At 59.0% G+C, this 26466-nt stretch carries 25 protein-coding genes and 1 pseudogene; 16 read left to right on the top strand and 10 right to left on the bottom strand.

Annotated elements, in window-relative coordinates; translation table 11 throughout:
• Nucleotides 1–620 precede the first annotated feature (620 nt).
• A complete protein-coding gene (locus GBM95_RS05585) occupies nt 621–2807 on the bottom strand; it encodes a GmrSD restriction endonuclease domain-containing protein (protein ID WP_152158187.1) in 2187 nt (728 codons plus the stop codon).
• Nucleotides 2734–4548, bottom strand: coding sequence for a DUF262 domain-containing protein (locus tag GBM95_RS05580; protein ID WP_152158186.1), 1815 nt, complete (start codon nt 4546–4548; stop codon nt 2734–2736). The genes GBM95_RS05585 and GBM95_RS05580 overlap by 74 nt, the downstream gene beginning before the upstream one ends.
• A gap of 258 nt (nt 4549–4806) precedes the next feature.
• On the opposite strand from GBM95_RS05580, the gene GBM95_RS05575 reads away from it, so the two are divergent.
• Nucleotides 4807–6378 (top strand): AAA family ATPase, encoded by a 1572-nt coding sequence (locus GBM95_RS05575; protein ID WP_152158185.1) that lies wholly within the window; start codon nt 4807–4809, stop codon nt 6376–6378.
• A 492-nt stretch (nt 6379–6870) separates the two neighbouring features.
• Here GBM95_RS05575 and GBM95_RS05570 read toward each other — a convergent pair whose 3' ends face one another.
• Nucleotides 6871–7410, bottom strand: coding sequence for a phospholipase D family nuclease (locus GBM95_RS05570; RefSeq protein ID WP_152158184.1), 540 nt, complete (start codon nt 7408–7410; stop codon nt 6871–6873).
• Nucleotides 7411–7709: 299 nt separating this feature from the next.
• Between GBM95_RS05570 and GBM95_RS05565 the strand changes: the two genes are divergently transcribed.
• Entirely contained in the window at nt 7710–8300 is a 591-nt protein-coding gene (locus GBM95_RS05565) for a phosphoribosyltransferase family protein (RefSeq protein WP_152158183.1), read from the top strand.
• Nucleotides 8301–8401: 101 nt separating this feature from the next.
• Here GBM95_RS05565 and GBM95_RS05560 read toward each other — a convergent pair whose 3' ends face one another.
• Entirely contained in the window at nt 8402–10216 is a 1815-nt protein-coding gene (locus GBM95_RS05560) for an FAD-dependent oxidoreductase (RefSeq protein WP_152158182.1), read from the bottom strand.
• Between the two features lie 319 nt (nt 10217–10535).
• Between GBM95_RS05560 and GBM95_RS05555 the strand changes: the two genes are divergently transcribed.
• From GBM95_RS05555 to GBM95_RS05505, 12 genes and pseudogenes are all read left to right on the top strand, one after another.
• Nucleotides 10536–10916, top strand: a complete 381-nt coding sequence (locus GBM95_RS05555; RefSeq protein ID WP_193222590.1) for a fluoride efflux transporter FluC — start codon at nt 10536–10538, stop codon at nt 10914–10916.
• Nucleotides 10909–11307: a fluoride efflux transporter FluC gene (locus GBM95_RS05550; RefSeq protein WP_193222589.1), complete on the top strand. Its 399-nt coding sequence runs from the start codon at nt 10909–10911 to the stop codon at nt 11305–11307. The genes GBM95_RS05555 and GBM95_RS05550 overlap by 8 nt, the downstream gene beginning before the upstream one ends.
• Nucleotides 11304–11792, top strand: coding sequence for a hypothetical protein (locus tag GBM95_RS05545; RefSeq protein WP_152158179.1), 489 nt, complete (start codon nt 11304–11306; stop codon nt 11790–11792). Before GBM95_RS05550 ends, GBM95_RS05545 begins: the two co-directional genes overlap by 4 nt.
• A 107-nt stretch (nt 11793–11899) precedes the next feature.
• A pseudogene (locus GBM95_RS05540) lies at nt 11900–13540 on the top strand (BCCT family transporter).
• 104 nt (nt 13541–13644) lie between these two features.
• Complete coding sequence (locus GBM95_RS12590; protein ID WP_226963173.1) at nt 13645–13809, top strand: hypothetical protein; 165 nt, start codon at nt 13645–13647, stop codon at nt 13807–13809.
• Nucleotides 13806–14390 carry an AzlC family ABC transporter permease gene (locus tag GBM95_RS05535; protein ID WP_226963172.1) on the top strand — a complete coding sequence of 195 codons (585 nt, stop codon included), beginning with the start codon at nt 13806–13808 and terminating at the stop codon, nt 14388–14390. Before GBM95_RS12590 ends, GBM95_RS05535 begins: the two co-directional genes overlap by 4 nt.
• Before the next feature lie 15 nt (nt 14391–14405).
• The gene (locus GBM95_RS05530) at nt 14406–14720 is read left to right on the top strand and encodes an AzlD family protein (protein ID WP_152158178.1); all 315 of its coding nucleotides are present in this window, start codon (nt 14406–14408) and stop codon (nt 14718–14720) included.
• Nucleotides 14721–14839: 119 nt separating this feature from the next.
• Nucleotides 14840–16660: a sensor histidine kinase gene (locus GBM95_RS05525; RefSeq protein ID WP_152158177.1), complete on the top strand. Its 1821-nt coding sequence runs from the start codon at nt 14840–14842 to the stop codon at nt 16658–16660.
• Nucleotides 16657–17310 (top strand): response regulator transcription factor, encoded by a 654-nt coding sequence (locus GBM95_RS05520; protein ID WP_152158176.1) that lies wholly within the window; start codon nt 16657–16659, stop codon nt 17308–17310. The genes GBM95_RS05525 and GBM95_RS05520 overlap by 4 nt, the downstream gene beginning before the upstream one ends.
• The gene (locus GBM95_RS05515) at nt 17307–18743 is read left to right on the top strand and encodes an FAD-dependent oxidoreductase (RefSeq protein ID WP_193222588.1); all 1437 of its coding nucleotides are present in this window, start codon (nt 17307–17309) and stop codon (nt 18741–18743) included. The genes GBM95_RS05520 and GBM95_RS05515 overlap by 4 nt, the downstream gene beginning before the upstream one ends.
• Nucleotides 18744–18964: 221 nt before the next feature.
• Nucleotides 18965–19306, top strand: coding sequence for a cytochrome c3 family protein (locus tag GBM95_RS05510; RefSeq protein WP_152158174.1), 342 nt, complete (start codon nt 18965–18967; stop codon nt 19304–19306).
• Nucleotides 19307–19314: 8 nt separating this feature from the next.
• Nucleotides 19315–20853, top strand: coding sequence for an FAD-dependent oxidoreductase (locus tag GBM95_RS05505; RefSeq protein ID WP_152158173.1), 1539 nt, complete (start codon nt 19315–19317; stop codon nt 20851–20853).
• Between the two features lie 221 nt (nt 20854–21074).
• Here GBM95_RS05505 and GBM95_RS05500 read toward each other — a convergent pair whose 3' ends face one another.
• The 5 genes from GBM95_RS05500 to GBM95_RS05485 form a co-directional block, all read right to left on the bottom strand.
• Complete coding sequence (locus GBM95_RS05500; protein ID WP_152158172.1) at nt 21075–21737, bottom strand: GNAT family N-acetyltransferase; 663 nt, start codon at nt 21735–21737, stop codon at nt 21075–21077.
• A 712-nt stretch (nt 21738–22449) separates the two neighbouring features.
• A complete protein-coding gene (locus GBM95_RS12300) occupies nt 22450–22626 on the bottom strand; it encodes a hypothetical protein (RefSeq protein ID WP_193222587.1) in 177 nt (58 codons plus the stop codon).
• A 119-nt stretch (nt 22627–22745) separates the two neighbouring features.
• Nucleotides 22746–23438 (bottom strand): transporter substrate-binding domain-containing protein, encoded by a 693-nt coding sequence (locus GBM95_RS05495; RefSeq protein WP_152158171.1) that lies wholly within the window; start codon nt 23436–23438, stop codon nt 22746–22748.
• Between the two features lie 190 nt (nt 23439–23628).
• A complete protein-coding gene (locus tag GBM95_RS05490) occupies nt 23629–24384 on the bottom strand; it encodes an amino acid ABC transporter ATP-binding protein (protein WP_152158170.1) in 756 nt (251 codons plus the stop codon).
• A 20-nt stretch (nt 24385–24404) separates the two neighbouring features.
• Entirely contained in the window at nt 24405–25073 is a 669-nt protein-coding gene (locus GBM95_RS05485) for an amino acid ABC transporter permease (protein ID WP_152158169.1), read from the bottom strand.
• 188 nt (nt 25074–25261) lie between these two features.
• Here GBM95_RS05485 and GBM95_RS05480 point away from each other — a divergent pair, with 188 nt between their 5' ends.
• Nucleotides 25262–25600, top strand: coding sequence for a DUF805 domain-containing protein (locus GBM95_RS05480; protein WP_152158168.1), 339 nt, complete (start codon nt 25262–25264; stop codon nt 25598–25600).
• A gap of 218 nt (nt 25601–25818) precedes the next feature.
• On the opposite strand, the gene GBM95_RS05475 is transcribed toward GBM95_RS05480, so the two are convergent.
• Nucleotides 25819–26151 carry a DUF362 domain-containing protein gene (locus GBM95_RS05475; RefSeq protein ID WP_264298075.1) on the bottom strand — a complete coding sequence of 111 codons (333 nt, stop codon included), beginning with the start codon at nt 26149–26151 and terminating at the stop codon, nt 25819–25821.
• A 15-nt stretch (nt 26152–26166) separates the two neighbouring features.
• Between GBM95_RS05475 and GBM95_RS05470 the strand changes: the two genes are divergently transcribed.
• The coding region (locus GBM95_RS05470) for a transposase (RefSeq protein ID WP_404817498.1) at nt 26167–26466 on the top strand (300 nt) is incomplete at its 3' end.

Raw genomic sequence — 26466 nt, 5'->3', positions numbered from 1 at the left:
CTGGGTGAATCCGCCGAAGGCGGAGAGGGCAAAGCCCTCACTGAGCTCAGACTACAACCTACTTTTTAAGAACAAAATCGGCGAAAGCTCACTTGACATCCACCGCATTCATTCAGGGTAAAAATTGATGCCCGTCCTCAAAGCGTCGAACCTGCGTGTCGAACGTCCTGATTGCTGCGGGCATCCAGCTTCCTCCAACCCCTGAGACCCCATCCTGCAGGCCCGGGTACGTGGCCAAATCGGGATGCGAAAGCTGTTTAAAAAGAAGACACTGGGTTGAGAGACGCCCGTTCCATAGGTTTGACCTGCGCGCCAAGAGCCTATGCGATTAACGGGCGTCCCGGCATGTCAACGCCACCTCCTCGCCTATAGCACCGGTGCCATCTGTCCTGCGGGGAACATGAAAACATGTCGTTCTCAAACCGAAGATTCTCATCTCCAGCCACCCAACTATAACTCAACATAATTATTTCTGCTTTTTTCTGATGCCGGGGGAACCCAAATTCAGGGAGATCCTTTCATCAACAATTTTCAAACTGGCCGCCGGTTCTAAAGTGCGGCGACATCGGAGGCGGCATCGTTCCTTTCCTTGAAAAACTTCCACTCAGGAGCTCGAGAGCTTACGGAAGCCTGAACTCCGTCAGATAGCGAGACCAAATCTTCGTGATGGCAGGAATAATTTCCAGGCTGAACGCGCCTCCCGAGCTTGCAGCCGCCTCAGTCAGCTCTGCTGTCCACTTGAGTTTCGGAGAAGGATTGCCGGGCATTTCTTTCACCCGCTGCTCAGGCGCCTTATCGGTCCATTTGGTATTGGTGCTCGGATCGATCAGAGCGAGGTTCCCGAGCCGGTGAACTCTGTCGTCGAGGTTAGCTTCGTCGCTTCCGTTTTTCTCCTTTGTATTCTGCGCGGTTTTCTGAGCAAACCAATGGTCAATCTGACCACGACTCACGATTCTGAATTCGTTGCGGAGGAAGTTTTCAAATGAATTCATAAACTCTTGTGCGATGAGTGCATCTTTAAACGGCATGAGATTCTTCTCTCCCGCGATGCCTCCGGCTGCTTCCGCCATGAGCGCCCTGAGGCGGTTCTTTTGTTTCGTGCTCCCTGCAGCATCAAACCAAAGCATCCAATCGATGAAGAAAAGAAGCCACTGGCGGATGCCATCGCCATAACGCCATTCTTCAACTTCCTCAGCAACCTCCTCCGCGGCTTCCGCCAGAAGATCTTTCCCGGAAGTACGAGAAACCGCGAGCTCGTAAGCAATCTTTGTTGCAGAGCCGTCGAGCCTGCTGCGCGCATACGTGAAGCCCCATGCGACGAGACGGGCGAGCGCTTCAGCTTCAAGATCCCGGCCTGCCTTGCCGTCAAAAACCTGCAGAAGGCTTTCCTTGAATTGAGCCGCTTCTTTGGGCAGCTGCTCTCCCTTGAGCCCGCTCTCAAGAGCGAAGGCTCCGAGAACCAGCAGCCAATATTGGCCTGAAGCCTGGTAGCTGTTGGCCGCCATGAAGGACAAGGCCAGCTGGCGAAGAGGCGTTTTCATACCTCCGGCCACGTCGTAAGTTTTAGCGTCTCTAAAAGGCGTCCATTTCCCGACGACGCGGACAAGCACCGACATCACGAACATAAGACACATCAGGTTTTCAGGACCGGCTGGCGGGACATCTTTCTCTGTGTTCTTAAACAGCCAGTCGAAGCGTGAGCGTATGTCCTTCACCGCACCCGCCTCCTCCGTCCGCGACAATGCGTACGGATCGCCTCTTCCCATCCGCAGCTTCAGAATCTCGTTTGCCATTACGAGGAGGTTGAGCATGTCGATCGGCGAAAGCTGAAGCGATGCGGGCACAACCGGCGCTTCCGTTTGTTCCGCCGGAATATTCGTGTTGGGCGCAGCCTCCTTGAGCAGCATCTTGCCGAGGCTCAACTCCTTCCTCTGCGCCTCAACGCTCCCTTCCGCGGCTTTCATCGCCGCTTTCATCTCATCAAAGGAATGTCCTTTGACGCATTCTTCATAGGAGCTTAGCCGCCGCTCGCAGTCATTCCAGATCTGGTTGAAGAAGCTTCGGTCAAGCGGGTGGGCGTCGCCGAAAATCTGCAGGAACCGTGATTTCAGCTGGTCGAGAAGCGAGAGCTGCTGGCCTCGGACATTGATGATCTCGAACATCTTCGATGCTTCGTTCTGAGCGCCGGCCTTGAGCGGCAGCACGACGAGCATTACCAGAATGTTCTCCTTGAGCCATTCCAAAAATCGAGCTCTGTCGACATCTTCAAGACGGTCCCGGATAGCCTTCATTTGCAGGTCATGCCGCGGGAGACGCGTTTTATCAGCATTTTCCTTAGCGGTGAGGTATCGATAGGCGGCAATGAGTTCCCCGCAGCGGTTTTTGTCTTTCTTTTCCTTCGGCGACAACTCATTGAGGAGGATGTCAATCGTCGTCAGACGCTGCTGTCCGTCAAGGACCTGGAGTTCATTAGAGTTCTTACCGGTCGATCGGGTACAGACAATCGTGCCGAGCGAGTAAGGCTCCGAATGCGAAGATCGCCACGCGTCAATCAGGTCCTCCATGAGCTGCGCCACCTGCTCTTCCCGCCAGCTGTAGCCGCGTTGAAAAGCCGGGATCACAAGAGACAATTTCTTCTCTTCAATCTGCTCTCTGAGGGACCCGATGCTTTCCAGAGAGGCTTCAAAAGACTGCCCTGCCTGCGCTTTGGCGTCGTTTTCAACGCGTGCTTCATCAGTGTTCATTGGCGTTCCCCGACTGGCTGGCATCAATAAAATATTTTTGCTGGCGCTGGTAGTTTTCTGCATAGCGGAAGGCTTCAAAGCGGTCAGGATGCGTCAGAGCCTTGAATTCCCGCAGACAGGCCGCGGGGCTTCCGGATCGATGAGGAAGGAAGAAGAAGCTTTCCTCTGGATTGCGGTATTTGAGCCACTTAAGCATGGTGTCTGCTTCCAATCTGTCGTAGAGGCCGTACTTCTTTCCCCCGCGATTGCTGAAAATATCGAGCAGCCGAGCAAATGAACAGAGCCAGGCTCGCAAATCAGGATCATCGCAGAGCGCTGCGCCGATTTTCTCAGCCGAAAGCCGCTTGAACCCTTTGTCTTCTTCAAGGTAGGCATTGAATCCGTCGTCGCCCACCTTCAGGAAGCGGTCCGCCCAGGCGATGCCGGCAAGAACAAGGAGCTGATTTTCTTCAGCATTCAAATGAATGAGTGAGGAATAGACGCGGGATCCCCCATCCTGAGGCTCCGTCATTGCGGTTATGGCTTCTGCAATAGCAAGGTAGAGCTCAATCGCGCGGAAAAATCCTATGCCTGCTCCGGGATCATCGAGCAAATCGAAATTGAAACGTTTATGACCGGCGGTTATGGCCTCTGCAATAGCAAGGTGGAGCTCATTCACGCAGAAAAATCCTATGCCGGTCCCGGGATCATCGGGCAAACCAAAAGCAAAACGTTCATGACCGGCGGCTCCGCCCTCAGAGCTCAGCTTCCAATCAATGAACCGGCCTCTGAGATGAGTGCCAGTTTTGCCTTTCAGGAGCGCCAGGCATCGATCGCGAAAAGCCGGGCGGGAAGATTCCCAGGGCGCGATGCCGAATCTCATCAGCATCGCGGGTATGACGAAGTTGGATACGAGTTTTGCCCGGCGTTCACGATCAGAGGATTTGTCTTCTGCCGAACTCTTCTTCGCAGCACCGTCCTCATCCGGAACTTCTTCCTCTCCCTCATTGAAAAGATGCCAGATGCGCCCAATTTCCTGATGAAAACAGGCTTTGGCCACACGCATGTGATAGGCCTTCAGAAGATCGAGGAGCGAAAGCGGCAGTCCGCGATTGTTTTCACCCTGAAAGAATTGTTCGGCCGCTGCCTGCGAGATGAGAAGCCTTACGGCGACCATGCCTTTGCGGAGGATGTACTCGAAGCGCTCAACGTCCCTGCATAGCGTTGCAAGGTGAAGGTCCGGTCCGTCTATGCGCAGCAACTCATAGTCGAGATTGAATTCCTCGAATACTTTGCGCACCTGGGCATGCGTCCTCGGATTGGATGAGAACAAAATTTGCTTTTCAAGGATGGACTTCGCAGCTTTCCAGTGTCCCCGGATGACATCCAAGAGCGCGGCATCCGCTTTGGAGGCCTGCTTCGCGTTTTTTTCGAGCGCGGAAACCTGAAGATCAATGACGTGAGCGATGAGAAGGAAGCTCGTAAGGCGCTGCTGACCGTCCAGAATTTCCCAGCAGTCCTCGTTCGTCTCGCTTCTACGCAGGCAGATGGAGCCGAAAAAGTATTCCGGCGCATGCACGCCGGAACCCATGGAATCGTCAGAGGGATATCGGGACCCGGGCTCGCCGTCAGGATCCGCTCGGAGTTCGTCAACGTCATCGAGGAGTTTCTGCACGTCGGCTTTTGTCCAGACATAGGGCCGCTGGAAGTCGGGAAGCACGAACCGCCTATGGCCCCCTCCGGCGTTGGAATCAAATTTGAACTCGAAGACGTCGGCAAGCGAAAACGCAGCTTTGCTTTCGGATGATGCGGCAGATTGAGGCATTTCTTCCCGGTGAATCGAATGAGCGCGTCGAGCTGGAGCTGCCTGGAAGGCAGGTCATCGCAGGAGCCCGGCGCCAGCGACATTGTGAATTCTACGCAAGAAGGGAATTTCTTCCTCTGGCGCCAGGGAAACTATCGTTCTTGCCTCTAAATTGGAATCTTCCGCCTTCACTAATGAACTCAACATAATTCTTGACGCTTCGTCATTAAATCTATATAAAGTGATTAGTGCACTTTGTTTTCCTTGAGCCCTCTTCTTATGACCAGCAATCTTCAGCAACTCCCGCTAGGCATTTCTGAATTCTCCAAACTGCGCGAATCCGGGGCAATCTATGTCGATAAGACGGAAGTCATCTGCGACAATGCCCGCACCCCCGGCGACATGATTTACATCGCACGGCCCCGGGGCTTCGGCAAGACGCTCCTCCTCTCGACCTATGAGTCTCTTTTCAGCCGCGGCTCGGGAGATCTGCGGGCGCTCGAGGGCGTCGGCATATGGAAGCTGAGACGCGTTCATCGAATCGTCCGTCTCGACTTTGAAGCGCTCTGCGGCTCTCCGGATGCGGAGAGCTTTGAAGAGCGCTTCGACAGCTCAATCGTGGATGCTTTTTCCCGGCACGGCTTTCGGCTTTCAGACGGCGACCGCAGACCGCCGCTCCTGCAGATATCGGATTGGCTCAGCAGCTTCAGGACTCATGAGTTCGTGCTCCTCGTAGACAACTACGACTCGCCCTGGCTTGAAAGCCTTGAGGACAAGGCGCGGCTCGGCCGCGTGCGGGCAAAGTTCTTCGAATTCTGCCGCATGATCGGTTCGGCAGAAAAAGTGTTCCGCTTCGCCTGCTTTACGGCCATTACGCAAATTCCTCTTTGGGACATGTTCGAGTTCCTGCACCATCTGACCACGATGAGCGACGCAGCTCTTGTCTGCGGCTTCACCGAGAAGGAGCTTAGGGAAAATTTCGGCGAGTGGCTTGACCGAGCGATGGAGCACGGCATGTGGTTCGGGATGGATCAGCTGCTCGAAGGCCTCTGGCGGCGCTACGGCGGCTACCAATTCAACAACGGATGCAGGCGCGAGAGGCTCTACAACCCATTCTCGATCCTGAGTTTTCTTGCAAATCCCGAGTACGGCTTTGAGGATCACTGGGTGCGCGCGGAACCCAGACCGCGCCTTGTCGCCTCTCTCATCCAGCGAGCCTTCCGCGAGACGGCGGGCGCCGTCTGTGCCGGGAATCTCTGGTACATCGATTACGTCGATTACATCTCGCCAGAGCCCGCTCTGCGCATCCTGACCGAGATGGGGTATCTGACTTTGAGAAAGAAAGACTGCTTAAAGATCATAGTCGACTACCCGAACACCGAAGCACGGGTCTCAATGGCCCGGGAGCTCAGCCGAGTTCTTCTCAACGGCATCAAGCCTGCGGATTACGGCATTCCGACGACCGCTGAAGAACGCGAGTTTTCCTTGGTGGACGACATCGTCCTGATTCCGAAATTTCTGGAACTTTTGAGGGATTCGGGATGGCAGCCCAGGAACCACAGGCAGGCCGTCGGCATGCTCGTCACGCTGCTCCTCACTTACGGATTCAATGAGGATCGGGATGTCATCGAGTACCAGAAGACCTGCTGCCCGATACTGCGCATACAGCGCCTTACGCAAATACAAGAGTTCGAACTCTCATTCGTTGACGCCTCAGGGCTCGAAAGCTCATGTTGGTCAGAAGGCTGCACGCTTTCAGCTGTCCCTGACGCATCTCTGATGATTGATTACATCGGCTGCCCGAGGAGAACGGAGTTTTTTCCTGCTGACTCGAACTCAACCTTCCGTTAAACCCAAAGCCCGCAGCTTCGCGGACTGCGGGCTAGGTTCAGTGTCGAGAGGTCTCTTTTTTAAGAGAGGCCTTTATGCCATGACGCGTCGGCAATCCCGGCTGATACCGGATTTTGTTGACCAAGTGCATGGAGCTGGCTTCAACAGCTTCAGATGAGATCATCCACAGTTCTGTTCGGCGCCGGTTGAAGATTTTCTCTTTGGGCGGCGACTGAAAAGGATCGCATTGAACCTCTCTTGCCGCATGAAGAGAGTGATTCGAGATGTTCATGCCGTCAGCACGAATGGGCTGTATGCCAAGTTGAGAGACGCCGTCCCATAGGTTCGACCTGCGCGCCAAGAGCCTATGCGAAACGGACGTCCCGACATGCCGACACCACCTCATCGCCTATAGCACAGGTGCCATCCAGTCTGCGACAATCATGAAGAACATGCGTTCTCAACGCTGGCAGCAAAATAATAACTCAACATAAATATTTCTGCCCCATGAACTCATTTGAGTTCATATCGAACGCTCTCATTGCGATGCTTCTCCCAGTCGGCTTCATATCGGGCAGCAAGGGCGGGAGAATCAATGAGAACGAGGTTCTCAGCATTTGAAGTGTCCCCGGAGTCCTTGTAATTGAAGCTGCCGGTCGCAACCCGCAGCCCGTCGACCACCATAAATTTGTCATGAAAGGTCTTATGCATGGCGTCGGCATAAACCGGAATGCCAGCTTCCGCCAACACTTTTTTCTGAGAAGCCTTCAGATGCATCTTCTTGGCATCCAGCACCACTTCAACGGAGACGCCGCGGCGGGCGGCTTCGATAAGCGCTTTGGTGATCTCCGGGCTTTCAATCTTATAGATGGAAACGCGAATCCGTTTCTGCGCCTGACGAGCAGCGTCAATCACCGCCTGCTTCACGCCGCCGTTCGGAGAAAACCAAACCTGGATTTGGCCTTCATAAGCCTCAGCCGAAGCCGGGGCTGCAGTGAAAACGCCGATGAGTGCGGCGCATACAGGTACGAGGATTTTCGAGGTCGAAAACATTGAACAGCCACCTTCCAGAGCAAATTAATCAAACACGCAGGATTCTCTCTGAATCATTTCCGCGGCAATCAAAGCACTTGCGTTGGCTTATGGAGCGTGAAGCGTGCGGTTGAACCCTAGTCTATGCGTGTAAACATTAATGCGGCGCTTCAATATGCAACGCGTCATTTCCATGCTCATGCATCTCGAAAACGCTCAGTCGTCATCATGCCGTTCAAGCCTCCCAGGTTATAAAATGCGGCGCGATCAAAGAGCCCTCCGACAGCTCTCGCAAGTTCCAACCAGCTTCCCCTCCAGCCATGAAGTATTTTGACTTTGAAATCTGCGGCCTTACCCGCAAGCTCCCCTATGTGCAAATCTCCGACAAACTCGGACTTGCGAGCTTTGTCTGCCTCTCCGACACCGAGCTGGTTCAGACGGTTGCCCCTGAGCTTGTAAAGCGCCTGCCGGAGGTCGACTATCTCATGACGGCCGAAGCCAAAGGCATCTGCCTCACGTACGAGATGAGCCGCATCATGGGCATGAAGGAATTCATCGTCGCTAGAAAGAGCCGCAAGCCCTACATGGTGAATCCGGTTTCGCACCATGTCTTTTCCGTCACGACGCAGAAGGACCAGACCCTCTGGCTTGACGGCTGCGACGCCGACAAGATTCGCGGGAAGCGCGTTGCGCTCATTGACGACGTCATTGCCACGGGCGAATCGCTCGCCGCTATCGAAAGCCTCGCCCAAACCGCGGGCGCCAACGTCGTTGCCCGGGCGGCCATTCTTGCCGAACTCGGCGCAGTGAACCGCAAGGACATCATCTATCTCAAGGAACACTACGTCTTCCGCGTCAACCCAGACGGCAGCTTTACGCCGATCAGGAGCCTCGAGGAAGCGAATCAGTAATTCCCGGAACGACGCCATATAGATCACGAGAGCCTCAGCACTCATCGTGCCGGGGCTCTCATTTTTTGAAAGTCAGATTGCCTGACGGCTCAAATCATCCATCAAGCCCTGAGTTCGGCAATCCTGCGGCCGATGATATAGCCCTGCGTCAGGCAGCGCCCGAGCCCGTGCTGGGAGCAGCCGCCCGCAGATTCGCCGCCGCACCAGAGGCCTTTGATCACTTCTCCCTTCCAGTCGCGGACCCGGCAGTCGCCGTCAATGCGCAAACCGGCATAGGAGTCGTGAACGGCAAAGGTTGCCCAGGCGGCATAGAACGGACCTTCGGCAATCTTGTAGCGGGGTTTGGGCTTGTCGAAATCCTCATCCGCCCCCTTTTCAACGAGCTCGTTGTAGCGGGCGACCGTCGCGGCAAGGACCTTGGGATCCATCTTCCAGGTCGACCAGGGCGACGTGCTGATCTTCCGGGCAAGCTCTTCGATCGTGTCTGCGCTGAAGAAGATTTCCGGGTCGCCCGACTGATCGTTGAGCGTTATGCGTTCGCGCTTCAAAGCGGCAGCATCGAAAATCGCCCACTGGGGTCCGGAAGCAAAGTCCGGAGCCTGGGAGCCTTCGTTCATGGCGCAGGCGGCGTCAATGTAGTTTCTGGGCCTGAAGGGCGCGCGGGTGGTGTTCCGCCAGTCGCCGTGCACGTAAGGCTTTCCGTCCTTGTAGAAGCCTTCATGCGTGCCGTTCGGGTAGCCGTTTTCCATTTCGTTGTAGAAGCGTTTTCCCACCTGGTTCACAATGATGGCGTTCTGCCAGTTCTTGAGGTAGAGACCCGTGTAGCGGATCTTCGGGAAAATCGGCGACTGCGGCGTCCAGCGGATGTAGTTCGTGCGCACGCCGATGACGGGGCGCTTTCTGAGGGACCCGTTTCTGTCCATCGATTGATTGGCCGTGCCCCAGAGCGACGCGCCGACAGCTATTGCCGCGAGCTCGCCCGAGCCGTCCTGCGGAGAGTACTCAGCCGCCGCATTGGCGTACTCAGCCGTGAGGCGCGGATCAAAGATCCGGCGGAATTCGACGTTTCCGGCATTGCCGCCCGTGGCGATCACGACCGCGTGCTTCGCGAGGACGGTGATCTCGGCAGCATCCGACTCAATATTTTCTTCGGAACGGAAGCTCGCGAGGGGCTTATCCGTTCCCGGCAGGATGGTGGGCGTATAGCTCGCACGAAGGCCGATGACGCGGGCATCTCCCTCTTCCTCGCGATAAAGCTCGTCCATATGGTGGTTGAGAAGGAACTTCACGCCCTTGGCGCGCGCCGACTGCTCGAGACCGCGCATCAGATCCGTGCCGCCGGCCCCCGCCGGCGATTCGGCAGACTGTCCCTGCGACCAGCGGCAGTGGTGTTCGCGCTTTGCGGAAATGCCGACCGCGTGCGCGCCGTTGTTGTCGGGCGCCTGGTCGATGAACTTGACGCCGTTGGCAAGCAGAAACTCAAAGGTCGGCGCTTCATTCTGCGCGAGCGCGTACTGTACGGCGCGGTCGTTGTATCGGTAGTCGGGCATCCCGCTCGTTTCGCAGACGGTCCAGTCGGTGAGGTCCTTGAATAGCGTTTCCGGATCGTCCTTGATGCCGTATTTCTTCTGGAAGGACGTCCCGCCTCCGAGGGGTACATTGCCGCCGGAGGTAATGGCATGTCCGCCGATATCGTAATTGGCTTCAACCACGAGGACCGAGAAGCCCGCCTCGCGCGCCAGGATGGCGGCGGGCAGACCTACCGCGCCCGCGCCGATCACGACGACGTCGGCTTCAAAGTCCCACTTCTGCGGCAGAACCTGAGTTCGTGCCTGAGCCGGGCCGGCAGCGCCGAGAGCGAACGCTGAAAGCGCTGAACCGGCAATGAGGCTGCGTCTGGAAATGTTTTGAGTCATGGCCTTCTCCCGGCGGATGAACCGGGATCGATACCTCCATGATTGCACGGCGTAATTCTTCTTTTTCGAATAACGGTTTCAATACTTTCCCTGAAGCGGTTCCCATTTACGTCATTACCAATTGATAAATATGGCGTTCTTCCGATGTTCTGACGCTCATTCCGATACCCTGTCCGAGAGCCGCCCGGCGGCGTTCCACCTGAGGCTCCGGGTCAGCCGGAAGCCATGGAGAGCGGCCTTTCTTCTTCAGACCTCTGAAGAAAGGCGAGTACACTTCCGTCACCTGCGGCCTTTTATCCCACGGTTCGCGAGCTCATTCATGCTTCAACTTTCTTCTCCGGAATCCCTGGCGCTTGTCTTTCTCCTGGGCGGCATCGGCGCTCTCGCCCGGTACGCCGTTCTTGTCGTCTCGGCGCACGCCGCGGGGCCTTTCCCTGCCGGCATTCTCGTCGTCAACGCGCTTGCCGCCTTCATCGGCTCCGCGCTTGTCGCCGCTCGCGTTCCGGATGAACTCCTTCTGATCATCGGCGGAGGCTTTGTCGGGAGCCTCGGAACGCTCTCATCTCTCTGCTCTGAAATCATTGCCATGGAGCGCCTCGGGAAATACGGCTCCATCGTCCTTTTTGTCGTGCTGACGCTCGTCACCGGCATTGCAGCAACGCTAATAGGCAATGCTGCGGGAGCGGGCTCCCATGGCTGAGAAGAATTTCCGCGACCTCCTCCTGATCTTCGCGGGAGGAGGCGCCGGCGCAGTGCTCCGCGTCCTTCTCGACGTCCCGGAGTTCGGACCCTGGATGCCCGCCAACTTTCTCGCCTGCTTCCTGATGGGGCTCTCAAGCGGCATTCTGATGGAAGGCTGGATGAGCCCGGCGGCCGCGAGCTGGTGGCGGCCGCTCGTCCATACAGGGTTCCTGGGCGGCCTCTCCACCTTTTCGGTTCTCTCCATCGCTTCGGTTCTCAAATTTCCGGAGTCGCTTTTCATTGCGGGCCTCTGGCTTCTTCTGCTTCTCGCGGCCTTTTTCGCCGCGGCGCTCGCGGGCTACCTGATCCCGGTTCTGATTGCCCGGGTTTTGAAGAGCAGCGCGCGATGACGGTCCTGCCTCCGGGGGTGCCCGAAGAGAAGCGCTGCTACCGCGTCCGCGGACCTTATCTGCTCGAGGGCGACAATTCGCCCCCGGACGGGCTCGAGCTGATCGCGGAAAGCGATTTCTGCATTGATGTCATTGCCGGGCATCTTGGGAAAGAAGAATGGACGCGGCGGCTTGAAATGGCTCTTGACGCTCTGGGCGCCAATGCGCTCACGGACTGCAGCTCTCCGGAGAAAAAGAGGCTCCGCGGCCGGCCGGCCCTCGTCGTGCGCATGAACCGCTTTGGCGATGAAAGCGCCGCATCGCTCAGAGCTTCCTTCAGACCCCGGAAAGGCTCAATCGACCTCACCAACTTCGTTCTCCCGAAGGAACCTATTGACCGGGGACGGATTCTGCGCGTCGTTCTCCTTTCCTTCGGCGCCTTTCTGGGCATTCTTTTACTCTTTATTCTTGCCGGGGTGCTTCTGACGCTTCTTTTCGCTTCCTGATGCGGTCCGCGATGAGGTATTACCCTGAGACGCCCTAGGATTCCTTCGAGCGTGCGGGTAGTCTTTGAAGTCATTTTCTCTTTCTCCCTGAAACTGACTTGTCGACCATGTTCACGCATGCCAGCAAACCTCTGATCGCGCTTACGCTCGCGCTTCTTGCCGCGACGATTGCTGCGATTCTTGCCGCGCCGGAAAGCGTTGTTTTGCTTCTGCGCGGAACCTACGGATTCCTGACCACGAGCCTTGCATGGCTCTTCCTGCTTCTCGGCGTCGTTTTCGCGATTCTTGCCGTTCTGGCAATGACGACCCGCTGGGGCGACATCCGGATGGGCGGACGCGACGCGAAGCCCGAATATTCGACCTTCACGTGGATCGCCATGAATATCTGCAACGCGCTCGCGGCAGGCATTCTCATCTTCGGCACGGTGGAGTGGATGTTCTATGTGAATACCCCGCCCTTCGGGCTCGAGCCCGGGTCGGTGGAAGCCTATGAATATGCGTCCGCCTACGGCATGTTCCACTGGGGATTCTCGGCCTGGGCCTTCTATCTGATCCCGGGGCTTGCGATCGGGTACCTCTACTGGAACAAGGGCGCCGCGAGCCTTCGCATGTCGGACCTCGCCCGTCCGCTGATCGGCAGCGGGGAGACCTTTGCCTCGCGCACGGCCGGCTTTCTTCTCGACGCCATAGTGGTCTTCGGCTACTTTGCCGCCATCATGACGACCGTCGGCATCGGCACGCCCGTGATGGGCGAAATCCTCTCCGACGTCTTCGGGATTGAGAATTCCTTTGCATTGAAGTTGGGCGTCATCATCGTCTTCTGCACCTTCTTCACGCTCTCGGCGTCTAAGAGCATCGCGCGCGGCATGGGACGGATCTCTGACTTCAACGTGAAGCTCGGCCTCGCCTTCTTTGCTTTTCTTCTGATCGCGGGCGACACGGGCTTCATGCTCAACAACACCGTGATGTCGATCGGCACCAACATCCGCGAATTCGTGCGCATGAGCTTCAATTCGGACGCCATCGGAAACAGCGGCTTCGTTCAGAGCTGGACGATCTTCTACTGGGCCTAGTACGTCGCCATCGCCTTCCTCTGCGCCAACTGGATCGCCCGCACGTCCTACGGCCGGACCTTCCGCGAGATTGCCGTTTCTAACTGCATCTGGGCGCCGCTCGCCTGCTGGCTTTCCTTCTCGACCTTAGGCAACTACGGCATGGGGCAGGAGCTTTTTCACGGGCTCGAGGTCTCGTCGGCAATCAATGAAGTGGGGTCGGCGGGCGCAACCCTCATGGTGCTCCAGACGCTTCCCTTCCCGAAGGTTGCCGCGCTCGTCTTCCTCGTTCTCGTCTTCTTCAACCTTGCGACCTCAGCAACAGGAAGCGGCCTCGCGTTGTCGCTCTATACCGCCAAAGGCCTCGGGCCCCGCGACGAGCCGGACCGCCGTCTCACCATCTTCTGGTGCGTCCTCTTTCTCGTCATGCCCGTGGGGATTCTGCTCCTCGAGCGCGCGATTCCGGGCTTGAACGTCCTTTCCACCATCCAGTCGATGATCACCGTCTCCTCCATCCCGGTCTTCTTCGTTCTGATGGCGCTCTTCATCGCCTTCATCCGCGTGATCCGCGCCGACATCCGGTCGGGAGCGGTGGCGAAGGCCGTGAGTCCCTCGCGCGCCTGGCGGTGGACGGACGATGCGATTCCGCCTGAAGCTCTCAAGCCCGCATCTGATCCGGCAAAGCCCGAAGCGTAGAATTCAAAAATTCTCCGCAAACAAACGCACCAGCGCCCGGGCTTCATGAGTCCGGCGTTATTCATTGAGGCTGCAGGCCCCCTGCAGCTCATTCCCCAAAGAACATGACCCAAACTTCGCAAACAATCGAGAGCACGGCCGACGAGACTTTCGCTGAAGGGCTCCTGCGCGGCATCCGGACAACGCTTCCGCTTCTGGCGGGCATCATTCCGCTCGCCTTCATTCTCGGCACGCAGGCGCCCAGCACGGGCTCTCCGGCGTCGGCATGACGCTGATGGCGGGCCTCAACTTCGCGGGCGGAAGCGAATTCGCCGCGGTCGCGCTCTGGAGCGCCGCGCCCTCGCTCCTCGTCATCTTCATGACGACCTGGCTCATCAATTCGCGCCACATTGTGCTGGGCGCTGCGCTCACCCCCTGGGTCGAAAAGGCGCATCTCCCGGTTCCGGCGAAGCTCGCCGCGTTCTTCCTCATGTGCGACGAAGTCTGGGCGCTCTCGATGCAGGAAGTCGACCGCAGAAGAAAGCTCGGATTCCCCGCCGACAGGATCTTTTCCTTCCCCTTTCATCTGGGCTGCGGCCTCACGCTCTGGAGCAACTGGTGGTTCTTTGCGGGATTGGGCGCCGCGCTCGGGACATCGCTCGGCGACCTCTCGCGCTGGGGCTTCATGATGGCCTTCCCGGCGACCTTCATCGGCCTTGTCGTTGCCATGCGCCCGGCGCTCTCGAAGTCTGCGCCCATGGTGGTGTCGGGCATTGCCGCCGCGCTCGCAAGCCTCTGGCTGCCCCTTCACTGGAGCATTCTCATTGCAACGCTCCTTGGCCTTGCAACGGCTGCGGTCTCCAACAAATAAGCGGGGAGAAGAAAAATGGAAGCAATTTTTGCTCTGCCGTCGTTAAAAGAATTCATCGTCATCATCGGGATGCTCGTCGCCACCTATTCGACGCGCCTGATCGGCTGGCTCATTCTCAGGAACCGCCCGGTTTCGCCCGCCATGCAGCGCGTGCTTGATGCGGCGCCGGGCTGCGTCATGATTTCGATCGTGGCCCCGGCCTTCATGACGACGGACCCGGCAACCCTCATCACGCTCTTTGCCACCGTATTCGTTGCCTTCCGGGCGAGCCTCTCCGTCACGATTCTCTTCGGCGTCGCCTTCAACGCGCTCTTGCAGACCTTCCTCTGACCATCCGATCGCTTTGAGGCCGGGGAGCGCGGCTGTGATAGATTTCACAGAAATCTTTCCTTCAAACAACGCCGTCTGACGTCCGACGCTTCCCGACCTTGCTTTCCCGAGCCCTTCGGGTGCCCTGCGCACTCCTTCTCTTCTTTCTGTCTCTCCCGGTCTCTGCAGAACCGCAGGCGCTGCGGCTCGCCGTCGTCGAGATGACGGAGCCGGGCTTTGCCGCAACGACGGTGAACCCCATCCGGAAGGCGCTCTCGTCGGTTTTCCCTTCGGAAGACATCGTCATCCTGCGCGTCAACTCGGCGACGCTTGAGAGTTCAGTCCGGGAACTTCGCCCCGACTTCATCATTTCGCCTGCCGCCGACTTCCTGAGGCTCGTCGACGCCGTGGGCGCGCACCCCATTGCCACGAGGAAAACCCGCTGGGCCCGCGATCCGCATGAATCGACCGGGGCGGCCGTGATTGCGCTCGCTTCGAGAACGGACATCACGACGCTCAAGACCCTTAAGGGACTCAAGGCTGCGGCAACGCTTCCGACATCGCTCGACGGCTGGCTCGCGCTCCGGGGCGAGATTGAAGATGCCGGGATGGATTCGGAGAATTTCTTTTCGAAACTGCGCTTCTTCGGCTACGGCATGCCGCACGTCGTTGAGGCCGTGCTTTCGGGCGCTTACGACGTCGGCGTCGTTCCCGTCTGCACGCTCGAGCGCATTGAGGCCAAGGGGCTGATTGAACCGGGGTTTCTGCGCGTCGCGGCTCTGAAGGAAGGCGCCGAATCGCTCTGCCGGACGTCGACGCGGCTCTATCCCGATCTCATCTTCGCCGCGCTCCCCTCGGCCGACCCGGAAACCGTGCGCTCGGCAACGCTCGCCCTCCTCGGGCTCGGCGCCGGCGAATATTCCTGGTACCCGACGAGCGACTTTCATGCGGTGCGGGCCTTGGAAGAACGCCTTCACATCGGACCCTGGGCCTATCTCGAGGAGATGACGCCTTCGGCCCTCTGGCGCCGCTGGCGCGTCTGGATCCTCGGAGCTGCGGGACTCATTCTGCTCCTCCTTCTTTCCGAACTCCGGCTTCGGGAGCTTGTCCGCCGCCGTACGGCGGATCTCCGGGCAGCTCTGGCCGAACGCGACCGCCTCGCGGCTTCGGAAGAAAACGTTCGTTCAAGGCTCTCGAGGCTCGAGCGCATGGGTGCCGTCAGTCAGCTCTGCGCCATCGTCGCCCATGAACTGAAGCAGCCCGTGGGGGCGGTCATCAACTACCTTGCCGTCGCACGGCTCAAAACCGGCATTTCCGCGGCGTCGCCGCTCCCTGCGCCCGGAACGGAATCCCAGGCCGATCCGGTGCTCATTACTGCCATTGACGGCGCGGACATGCAGGCTAGAAGAATCGCGCGGATCGTCGACCGCGTCCGCGGCTATGCGCGTGCGGAAAAATCGCGTCCCGTGAGGCTCCGGATCAATGATGTCCTCCGGTCTGCGCTCGCGGGCGTGAAGCTTTCTTCATCGCTCCCTGTGGAGACGCATCTGCCCGCACGGTCGCCCGTCATTCTCGGGGACGCCCTCGAGGTTGAGCTCATTCTCCACAACCTCATCAAGAACGCCATTGAGGCCGTGAAGGATGATCCTGAAGGCAGGGTTTCCGTGAGGATCTCTTCCACGGAACAGGAAGTCACCGTTGCGGTCGACGACAACGGAAAGCCCCTTTCCGACGAAGCCTTCTCGCGCCTCTCTCGGGTTTCCGCTTCCGGGAAATCGGACGGTCTCGGGCTCGGACTCGGGATTGTGAGGAACCTCGTTGAGGAGAACGGCGGCCGTCTTGAGCTCTCGCGCCTCCCCGGCAGGGGGCTTCGCGCCGAGGTGCGCTTCGACCTTGCCTCCGACGCACTCCCCGACGAGAATACGGACAAGAAATCTTTCCCCGAAGACCCAACATCATGACCCCAAAGACGCTTCTCCCGCTCATCCGCATCATTGACGACGACGAGGCGCTTCTCGCTTCGAGCGCGCTCCTTCTCCGGTCCATGGGCTGGGAAGTCGAAACCTGGAGCGACGGCGCTTCATTCCTCGAGGCCGAGAGCCTCCTTCGTCCCGGATGCATCATCCTCGACGTGCAGATGCCCGGCATGGACGGGCTCGAGGTTCAGTCGGAGCTCGTCCGCCGGGGCTCGCGCATTCCGGTCCTCTTTCTGACCGCCCACGGCTCCATACCGCTCGCGGTCCGGGCGCTTCACCGGGGTGCGGAGGACTTTCTCGAAAAGCCCGTTGATCCGATGGCCCTCGTCGCGCGCGTCGCCCAGTGCGCCACGGCTTCGGCCGCAAGGTCGGCGGAGGAGTCGGCGCTCGCCGAAAAGCGCTCGCGCTTCGAGTCCCTCACGCCCCGCGAGCGCGACGTTGCCGAGCACGTTCTCAGAAACGAAGCCAATAAGGAAATCGCCCGCGCGCTCGGGCTTGAGGTTTCAACCGTCAAGATGCACCGCGCCAATGCCTTTGCGAAGCTCGGCGTCCATTCGCCGGGCGAGCTCTGGCAGCTTGCGAGCGAATGCGGCCTCACGGGGGAAGGCATCAAAGCGCCGGGGAGCCTCCCGTGAAGCGGCGCACGCTCTTCCTTTTTGCCGGCGCCGCTGGTTCCGGCCTCATTGCCGGGAGACTCTCGGCAGAGCCGCTTCCCCGCGAGGAGGAAGCCGACGTCGTCGTGGTCGGCACCGGAGCTGCTGGATTGTCCGCAGCGCTCGCAACCGTCAGCGAAGGCGCGCGCCGCGTCGTCGTCCTTGAAAAAGCCCCGATGGCGGGCGGCCACACGATCATTTCGTCGGGCTCTCTCGCAGCCGAAAAGTCCCCCGAAGGCATCGTCGGACTCACGAACGAAATTCTTGAAACAGGCGAAGGAAGAGCCGACCCTCAGCTCGCCCGGACGCTTGCTGAAGGCTCCTGGGGAGCCGTTGAGCGCCTATCCGCGCTCGGGATCACCTGGATCACGACGCCCTTCCGGGCGGTCGGGGCGCCCTCGGCCCGAAGCTGGAATTCGGGGTCGCCGCAGTCAGGCTACGACTACGTGCAGGTGATGATGGCGGCGCTTCGAAAAACCAATGCGGCGGTGCGTTTTCTCACGCGCGCCGAAGGGCTTCTGCTTTCGGGCGACGGCAGAAGCGTCGAAGGCCTCTACGCGAGGACGCGGGCGGGCGATTCCGTTCTGATCCGGACAAAAGCGGTGGTGCTCGCGACCGGCGGCTACACGGCTTCGAAAGCGCTGAGACGGCGCTTTGCGCCCGAACTCCCGCCCGAGCTTGAAACCACGGCGAGCGCGGGCGGCGAACTTCTTGACGGCGCTGACGGCGACGGCATCCTCATGGCCGAGATGGCGGGCGCGAAGCTCGTTGACATGGATGCGCTCCAGATGCTCCCGCTCGCGGGCGGACGGCTTCTCGACTATGTCGGGGGCGAAGTGTGGCTCAACGACTCTGGCGAACGCTTCGTCTCCGAAGGCGCGGGCTTTCGGGAAATCGAACGCGCGATCTCGAGTCAGCCCTCTAAAGCCATGTGGGTGATCTCGGACGCCCGCTCGCCCAAGGGGGCGACGCTGGGCCTGAAGCTCATGGACGGGACGGTGCGCGAGGCTCAGACCCTTCACGAAGCCGCGCGCGGCATGGGGGTTCCCTATACCGCGCTCGAAGAAACAATCGCGCGCTACAACCGGTCGGTGAGAAAGCACTGGGACGACGACTTCGGGATCCCGATGCGGGGGCTCCCGGTGGAGACGCCTCCCTTCTTCTACGGTCGCGAGCACTTTGCGCTTCACTATTCCTGCGGCGGGATTGCGATCACGCCGCGCGCAGAGGTGCTCCGCCCCGACGGTCTGGTGATTGCGGGGCTTTATGCCGCCGGCGAAACGACGGGAGGCGTCCATGGCGCCGCGCGCGTGGGCGGCTGCGGGCTCACGGATGCCTTTGTTTTCGGGGATATTGCGGGTCGGGAAGCTGCGCGCCGTGTCCGCGCTCTCACTGACCGCGCGAAAGCCTCCTGATATCCAGAAGAGCGCTTCAAGGTTTTTCCTACGATCCCCCAATACCTCCCGCGGGCGGTATTGGAATTCTTTCCTCATTCTTAATATGAGTCGCAAGGGGAAGGAGCGGAACATGAGTTCCGCACCTTCCCGCCCTGCCCGGTCCCGACGGACCGACGGAGCCCCTGGTCTTAATGAGGCCTCAGGCTCCATCAAGACCATAAACAGTGAGAGAAAGAAAAATGACCCTCCGACCCGCTCTCCTCGGCGTCATGGCCGCAGCGCTCCTCGCGCTCGGCTCTGCCGGCTCAGCCTCCGCTGCGATGCCTTCCAAGATCAACGGCCCGCATGCGAAGCTCCCCTGCTCGACCTGCCACCAGAATGAAATGAAGGCTCCTCCCAAGGAGACCTGCTTCGGCTGCCACGGCTCCTACGCGAAGGTTGCCGAACGCACCGCGAAGAAGAATCCCAATCCGCACATGAATCACCGCGGCGAACAGCAGTGCACGAACTGCCACAGCCTCCATGCAGAGTCGCGCTTTGAGTGCAACGACTGCCACAACTTCAACATCAAGATGAAGTGAGATTCGCCATGACGCTTAAGAATTTCTCCCGCCGCTCCTTCCTCGGCGCCGCAGCAGCCTCTGCTGCCGCTGCCGCCGCCCCGCTCGCCCATGCCGCGAGCCAGAAGAATGAACTTCCCGCCAAGTGGGATATTGAAACCGACGTCGTCGTTCTCGGCTGCGGCGGTGCGGGCCTCATGGCCGCCTGCCAGGCGTTCGACCGCGGCGCCAAGGTCGAAATCTTCGACAAGGGCCTCTCTCCCTACCATACGGGCACGAACCTCTGCGGCGGCCTCTTCACGGCCTGCGGCTCGAGAATGCAGAAGGCCGACCCGAAGGGCAAGGACGACTGGAAGGCCTTTGCCGACGACATCATCGCCTACGGCGAACACCAGTCGCTCAAGGAACCCGTCTACGGCTTCACGAAGCATTCGGGCGAAGCCTTCGACTGGCTTGAGGACCACGGCCTTGCCGCCCACCACCTCGAACCCTATGCGGGTCATTCGAACCTGCGCGCGCACCGCCAGGATTCCTTCAAGGGCCGCGACTACATCGACGTTCTTGTAAAGGAAATCGCCGCCCGCAAGCTCGCCATTCATCACGGCTGCGGCCTCACGAAGTTCTTCTTCGACGAAAAGGCGAACCGCGTCGTGGGCGTTGAATGCGGCACGGGCGACAAAAAGGTAACCTGCCGCGCCCGCATGGGCGTCGTCATGGCGACGGGCGGCATCACGGGCTCGCCCGAATCGCTCGACCGCTGGGTTCCCTCCGTTGCCGGCAAAGGCGTCGTGATCGGCGGCCCCTCCAACACCGGCGAAGCGATGATGATCGCCGTCCGCGACGTGGGCACGCCCTTGTCGCACATGCAGTACATCGCCTCCTACCCCTGCGGCATCGTGACGCACGGACGCAACGGCCCCTACTGCCGCTGGTGGTTCATTTCCGGCCAGGGCGGCATCCTCATCAACAAGAACGGCAAGCGCTTCATCACCGAACGCGAAGGCATCTGCCACGTGACGCCGAAGCTCGCTTCGAACCCCGACGGCTGCCACTACATCCTCGCCGACGAGGCGACCTGGCAGCGCACGCTCTCGAAGATCAAGCTTTCCGCCCTCGTGGGTCTGCCCTCCTGGACCGAAGAGCGCGTTCTCGCTGAGTTTGAAAAGGGCGAAAACCTCTGGAAGTGCGACACGATCGAAGAGCTCTGCGAAAAGAGCGGCGTCAATCTTGAGGGCCTCAAGGATCAGCTCGCCGTCTGGAACAAGGCCGTTGAAACCAAGGTCGACAACCAGTTCGGCCGCACCGACCAGCAGTGGAAGCTCGAACAGGGTCCGTGGCGCATGATCCGCATGTTCCCGTGGAACAACCTCTCCTGCGGCGGCTTGCGCGTCACGGAAGAATTCCAGGTTCTCGGCTGGGACATGAAGCCGATCGAAGGCTTCTACGCTGCCGGCGAAACGGTTGCGGGCGTTCACGGCGCCTTCTACTGCGGCGGCAACGCCTGCGGGTTCGCGCATACCTCCGGCTTCATGGCCGGCCGTTATGTGACGGGCTACAAGGAAGCCTGATCAGCGCTTCGGGCTTGAAATTCCGGGGGAACCCGGCAGTCATTGCCTGAGTATCCCCGGAGATCCGGGCCCATCCAAGTCTGATTCGCCTTCTCTTCGGTTTTTCTCTCTCCTTTCCCGAGGAAGGCGCAAAGTTTGAGGTCAATTTCTATTGGACATCACCGGACCAGAGAGGCGCATATTGCCTCCGGTCCGGCTTTTTTTGCCCTCTTCCCTGCATTTCAGAAGGTTTTGACGTAGAGCCAGCTTTTGAAATCCTCATTCTCATCGATCTTCCAGGGGACTTCGCCCTCCCGTCTCCAGCCGTTCCGCGTATAGATCGCGGTCACGCAGTCGTTGTCGGTAAAGAGCACGGCTTCACCGGCGCCCTTTTGCCGCGCTTCCGACTCAAAGAGCCTGAGGAGCGCTCCCGCACAGCCCCGTCTTCTCGCAATCGGATGCGCGATCAGGAAGACGAGTTCAGGCCGGTCATCCATAGAGCCGCCGGCCCTCGCGACATAGTCGGCGAGCATCTTGCGGTTTACCGAATGGAGCCTCTCCTCGAACCCGAGGCAGGATCGTCCGAGCTCCGTTTCCTTCTGGAGCGTTGCGAGCGATTGATGACGCTCACGGAGTCCCGTGAGTTCAGCGTCAGGAGCGACGGGCTCAGACTTCGGATCAAGCCGCGCGCACATGAGCGCCGCGGGACGGCCGTCGGGGAGTTCGGCGACGCGGATCACGTCCGACTTGAGAAGGTTCCCGATCACATAGACGAAGGCGTGCCGCATTCTTTCGGGGCGCTCCGGGTCGGGAGAGAGCTCCCAGCCCCAGGTTTTGTCGTAGGCGTCTGCGAAGGTGTCGAGGTCGGAAAGCTGGAAGGGTCTCAGGCGGATCGGGGAATGCATGGGGACTCTATGGCTAAAACTGATATTTTCTCACAGCAATTGATTTGGCTTCTGTCCCCGCGTTCCGATCTGATCCTGCTCTTTAGAACGAGCTGGTGTTGGAAGATCTGACAGACATCTCCGGAGCCATCATGCCCGGCTACCCGAACACGAGGAGGCATGCGCTGACGTTTTCAATTGATTCCTTTCAGCTTTGCAACGTCAATCTCAGAGGAGATCTGATTCGTTAAAGCGGAATCGTCTCTCGTTGACGAGCACACATATTCAATCGCAATCGAAAATAACGTCATGACCTGATTGTCGAAACACTCGCTGCTGTCGGTAAAATCATCCGATCCGCAGTCCTGAATGGAGGCAGGAACGGGCGAGGGATTTGGGCGTTAGGAGTTCGTCGAATCGCGGCATTTCCATCTCGGGTTGCCGTTGATTTCGAAACCCTAAAAAACTGAGGGCCGCACCGCTTCGAACAGTGAGGCCCTCTGGAGGCTAGGGATGCCCTATCACCAACACCCTAGTGACACAAGATTATCACACCCGAAGCGTCGGAGCAAAGCAGTGCCGAAGGGAATACGAAGCACCTTATAAAACAACAATCTACGTTGAGATAAGCGTGCACAAAATTTCTGATAGTTGTCCTGGCGTCCATGTTTTAGTCTTTGACCGCCGGAGGCCTTGGAAACCTCCGGCGAGCACGGCTCCGTTACTAAGGATATCAGGCGATTCGCGAATCGTGATCGGAAATCCCCAGCGCCTTCATCCCGTCATCTTCCGGTACTTGCAGAAGCAGGTTCCTCAGCGCATCGTCGGTCCCGCGATAATCTGCCGCATGAAAGAAGAGTTCTCGTGATTGAACTTCGGCATCCTTGGCGGGAGCTTGCAGCCCATTCATTTCTGCAACAATTCCCAATACGAATTCAAAACCACGCGTACCTGCAAAACTAAAACCGCCCGGAAACCATTAAGCTCACGGGCGGTTTTCAGAAGCGATTATGCGTGCTTCAAGCGCGATCAGCGCTGCGTCAGATCTCCGCCAAAGAATTGTTTGGAGAGGTTCCCGAGCTCACCGGACTTCCTCATCCCTTCAATGATCTCGTCGAGCTTCGCCTTCATGGAAGCGGAGTCCTCGCCCGGCTTCATCGGGATCGCCACCGGGATCACGTCCGGGTCGACGGCAGCAATCTTGATCTGAGCATCCGGGTGCGCGCGCATGTAGTCGTGGTACGTGACCTCGGCGTTGAGCGTTGCATCGATGCGGCCCGAGAGCAGCAGTTCGAAAGTCTGGTTGAGGTCGTCGACGCCCGTCACCTTCGCGCCGTGCGCCTCCGCAATTTCCGCGTAGGTGCTCGAAATCGTGTTGGCCGTGGTGAGGCCCTTCAGGTCGTCAAGCGTCTTCACCTTGTCGGAATCCGTCTTCGTCATGACGACGGTGCGGTTGAAGGCATAGGGTTCGGTGAAGAGGAATGCCTTCGAGCGCTCGGGCGTCACGTCGACGCCGTTGATCATGATGTCGAAGCGCCCCGCGCTGATGCCGGCAAGAAGTCCGTCCCACTTTCCTTCAATGAAGTGGGCCTTGACGCCCAACTTCGCGGCGATCTGGCGGCCGAGCTCAACGTCGAAGCCCGTCAGCGCATTCTTTTCATCGTGATAAGTCCAGGGGGCCCAGGTGCCTTCCGTGGCAATGGTGATTTCGCCCTTCTTCATGACCCGCGCGAGAAGATCATCCTTCGCGGCGGAAGCGCCAGCAGCCGGAGCGGCACTGGTCTGAGCGGAGGGGGTCGGCTCCGACTTTTCCCCGCACCCCGTAAGAATGAGCGCACCCGCGGCAAAGGCGGCGGCGATGACGCGCGCCGGGAGGTTCTGCTGATGAAAGTTGTCGTCATTTCTTAAAGTCCTATGAATGGTCGCTTCCGAAGCCGCGGAGGAACTCTTCCGTCCTCGGCTCCTTCGGAGCAGTAAAAAAGATTTCCGTCGGGGCTTCCTCAACGATGACGCCGCCCTCAAGGAGGGCCGTGCGGGTCGAAACCTTTCTCGCAAAGGCGAGGTCGTGCGTCACGATGATCATCGTGCGGCCTTCGCCTGCCAGAAGCTTGAGAAGCCCTTCAATTTCCTTGATGCGTTCTGGATCGAGCGCTGAGGTGGGTTCGTCGAGCAGAATGAGATCCGGATCAGGCGCGAGCGCCCGGGCAATGGCAACACGCTGCTGCTGGCCGCCCGAGAGTTCGCTCGGGTACTTCCCGGCATGGTCCTTCATGCCGACCTTTTCGAGAAGCGCCATGCCGCGCGCCTCTGCCTCGCGTTTCGGCATCCCGTGCGCCATGATGAGGCCCTCGGTAACGTTCTCAAGCGCCGTTTTGTTGAGGAAGAGATTGAAGTTCTGAAAGACGAAGGACGTGCGCTTGCGGTACTCCCGGATGTCGTGAGGCTTCGCATGGGCGAGCTCTATCCTTTTGTTCTTAAAGGTCATGACGCCCCCGTCGGGACGGTCGAGAAAGTCGATGGAGCGCAGAAGCGTCGTCTTCCCTGCCCCGCTCGGGCCGATGAGCGCGAAGACATCGCGTTCCTTCAGCTCAAACGTGACGCTTCTCAATACTTCCGCGTCGCCGAACGCTTTCCTTAAATTCTCAATCCGATAGAAGGTTTCAGCCATTTTCCCTCACCTCCTCTCAATCAGCGGCGGCCGTAGAAGCGGAGCTTCTCTTCGCCCGCACGCTGAATGCGCGTGAGAACGGTGCAGAAAAGCAGATAAATGAGGCCCACCTCGATGTAGAGAACAAGGGGCTCGTAGGTGCGCGCCACAATGCGCTGCGTCGTCATGAACATTTCCGTCACGGTGATGTTGGCCGCAAGACTCGTATCCTTCACCATGGCAATGAGCGAATTGCCGAGGGTCGGGAAGGCCGTGCGCATGGCCTGAGGCAGAATGATGCGCCGCACGACCTGAAGCCACGACATGCCGGTGGAGAGCCCGGCTTCGAGCTGCCCCGCCGGGACGCTCTCAAGCGCCGCGCGGACCGTTTCTGCGCAGTACGCTCCTTCGTTGATCGAGAAGACGATGATCGCCGCCGTCCAGGGGTTGATGAGGATCCCGGCGTGCGGGAGCCCGTAGAAGACGACGAAGAGCTGCACGAGGAGCGGCGTGCCGCGGATCACCCAGATGTAGAAGCGCGTGATCGGCGTGAGAATCGGAGTGCCGCGGTACTGGATGAGCGCCACCGCAATGGAAATCACCATCGCAAGCGCAAAGCTCACGGCCGTGAGCGGAATCGTCACCGTTAGGCCGGGGAGCAGAATCTTCCAGAAGGAATCGATAACGAGACTGATGACGTCTTGAGACATGGAGAATGCGCGCTCTGATTGCTTGGAAAATTGATTTAGCCTGAGACTTTCATTCTTCTACGTTCTGCGCTTCTCTGTCAGCAGAAAGCTCTCGAAGAACTGCCTTTTTCTATTAGAAAGCCTCGCCCGAACGCATAGAATAGAAAGTTCCCCGATTGAGCATCCGGAAAGAGGAAGGAGGCTAACAAATGTTTTCGCTCAAGGGCCGCATCGGCCGCAAGGAATTTCTGATCCGCATGGTGCTCCTCATCATCGCGAGCCTCATCCTCAACTTCATTTCGAGCTGGTTCGGGGGAAATAGTCCACTGGCCCCGGATCACGGACTTCACCACGGCGGGTCGCTCGCAGCCCTCCTCGTTCTCATTGCCGCGCTCGGCGTCACCTGGTGCACGATCTGTGCAGCTGCAGCGCGCCTGAGAGACATCGGGCGGTCCACCTGGTGGGCGATTCTCCTATTCGTGCCCGTTCTCGGCTTTATTGAGCTCATCGTCCTCGCAATTGCGCGCAGGAAAGCAGTGAGCAGCTGAGTTTGAAACAAAAACGCCATGAAGGAAGCCGGACAACTTGATCCATGCCCGCATTCCGTTCAGGGCTTTTCTGCCTTCTGGGAAGATCCTCAGGCGACCTTGATGAGGTCATACTTGTCGTTCCCCATGCCAAGCTCCTTCATGTAAGTAAGCTGCCTCAGGCCATGGCGCGTTTCAATGCGCTGAACGAGGTCGTGACGCTGATTCTCGGGGCGCGCTTAAACGAGATCCACCGACGCCTGATCGATTGCGAGAATATCGGTCGAGGCGAGAATGCCGATATCGGGAATCGTGGGTTCCGCGGCGTTCCTGCCCGCGCAGTCGCAGTCAACCGTCATGCGGCCCATCACGTTGATGAAGACGATCTTCTTCCCGAAATGGTCGCAGACGGCCTTCGCGGACTCCGCCATGTTTTCCATTAGGAGCTCCTTCCCGGGCCACGCCGACCACGCGGCATTCTCGTCGGCAACGCCGTGCACCTCGCGCTTCCCGATCCGGCCGTCGGCGCACCCGATGGCGATGTTCTTCATGGAGCCGCCGAAGCCGCCCATGGACACTTCCTTAAAGTGCTTGCCGCCCTTGACGGGAAGGTTGACCGTACCTTCCGAATCCATGATGTCGACCGGGCAGATCTTCTTGCACTGATTCAGCCCTTCTGCTACGAGTCAGGCCGCCGCGGTCGGCAGCCCTTTCCTCTTGAACTGATGCTCCGGATCCATCTGCTTCAGATCGCCTACAACATGAGCGATCCCCAGATGGAGGACTTCCTTCACGAGAACTCTACTGCTCGAAAATTCGTGGGATTGGCGCTGGCGGACCGTACGCCGGACGAATCCACGATTCTCCAGTTCCGTCATCTGCTCGAG

The sequence above is a fragment of the Sutterella seckii genome (assembly GCF_009183815.1).
Classification (GTDB): Bacteria; Pseudomonadota; Gammaproteobacteria; order Burkholderiales; family Burkholderiaceae_F; genus Sutterella; species Sutterella seckii.
This window is presented reverse-complemented; position numbering and strand designations above follow the sequence as displayed.

What these genes read in the sequence shown, in the direction of transcription:
- GBM95_RS05565 (WP_152158183.1), top strand. Translation starts at nt 7,710, where the DNA reads ATGAAGTATTTTGACTTTGAAATCTGCGGCCTTACCCGCAAGCTCCCC.
- GBM95_RS05575 (WP_152158185.1), top strand. Translation starts at nt 4,807, where the DNA reads ATGACCAGCAATCTTCAGCAACTCCCGCTAGGCATTTCTGAATTCTCC.
- GBM95_RS05580 (WP_152158186.1), bottom strand. Translation starts at nt 4,548, where the DNA reads ATGCCTCAATCTGCCGCATCATCCGAAAGCAAAGCTGCGTTTTCGCTT.
- GBM95_RS12590 (WP_226963173.1), top strand. Translation starts at nt 13,645, where the DNA reads ATGACCCAAACTTCGCAAACAATCGAGAGCACGGCCGACGAGACTTTC.
- GBM95_RS05520 (WP_152158176.1), top strand. Translation starts at nt 16,657, where the DNA reads ATGACCCCAAAGACGCTTCTCCCGCTCATCCGCATCATTGACGACGAC.
- GBM95_RS12300 (WP_193222587.1), bottom strand. Translation starts at nt 22,626, where the DNA reads ATGAATGGGCTGCAAGCTCCCGCCAAGGATGCCGAAGTTCAATCACGA.
- GBM95_RS05555 (WP_193222590.1), top strand. Translation starts at nt 10,536, where the DNA reads ATGCTTCAACTTTCTTCTCCGGAATCCCTGGCGCTTGTCTTTCTCCTG.
- GBM95_RS05500 (WP_152158172.1), bottom strand. Translation starts at nt 21,737, where the DNA reads ATGCATTCCCCGATCCGCCTGAGACCCTTCCAGCTTTCCGACCTCGAC.
- GBM95_RS05480 (WP_152158168.1), top strand. Translation starts at nt 25,262, where the DNA reads ATGTTTTCGCTCAAGGGCCGCATCGGCCGCAAGGAATTTCTGATCCGC.
- GBM95_RS05560 (WP_152158182.1), bottom strand. Translation starts at nt 10,216, where the DNA reads ATGACTCAAAACATTTCCAGACGCAGCCTCATTGCCGGTTCAGCGCTT.
- GBM95_RS05485 (WP_152158169.1), bottom strand. Translation starts at nt 25,073, where the DNA reads ATGTCTCAAGACGTCATCAGTCTCGTTATCGATTCCTTCTGGAAGATT.
- GBM95_RS05570 (WP_152158184.1), bottom strand. Translation starts at nt 7,410, where the DNA reads ATGTTTTCGACCTCGAAAATCCTCGTACCTGTATGCGCCGCACTCATC.
- GBM95_RS05505 (WP_152158173.1), top strand. Translation starts at nt 19,315, where the DNA reads ATGACGCTTAAGAATTTCTCCCGCCGCTCCTTCCTCGGCGCCGCAGCA.
- GBM95_RS05490 (WP_152158170.1), bottom strand. Translation starts at nt 24,384, where the DNA reads ATGGCTGAAACCTTCTATCGGATTGAGAATTTAAGGAAAGCGTTCGGC.
- GBM95_RS05495 (WP_152158171.1), bottom strand. Translation starts at nt 23,438, where the DNA reads ATGAAGAAGGGCGAAATCACCATTGCCACGGAAGGCACCTGGGCCCCC.
- GBM95_RS05535 (WP_226963172.1), top strand. Translation starts at nt 13,806, where the DNA reads ATGACGCTGATGGCGGGCCTCAACTTCGCGGGCGGAAGCGAATTCGCC.
- GBM95_RS05550 (WP_193222589.1), top strand. Translation starts at nt 10,909, where the DNA reads ATGGCTGAGAAGAATTTCCGCGACCTCCTCCTGATCTTCGCGGGAGGA.
- GBM95_RS05510 (WP_152158174.1), top strand. Translation starts at nt 18,965, where the DNA reads ATGACCCTCCGACCCGCTCTCCTCGGCGTCATGGCCGCAGCGCTCCTC.
- GBM95_RS05585 (WP_152158187.1), bottom strand. Translation starts at nt 2,807, where the DNA reads ATGCAGAAAACTACCAGCGCCAGCAAAAATATTTTATTGATGCCAGCC.
- GBM95_RS05545 (WP_152158179.1), top strand. Translation starts at nt 11,304, where the DNA reads ATGACGGTCCTGCCTCCGGGGGTGCCCGAAGAGAAGCGCTGCTACCGC.
- GBM95_RS05475 (WP_264298075.1), bottom strand. Translation starts at nt 26,151, where the DNA reads ATGGGCGGCTTCGGCGGCTCCATGAAGAACATCGCCATCGGGTGCGCC.
- GBM95_RS05530 (WP_152158178.1), top strand. Translation starts at nt 14,406, where the DNA reads ATGGAAGCAATTTTTGCTCTGCCGTCGTTAAAAGAATTCATCGTCATC.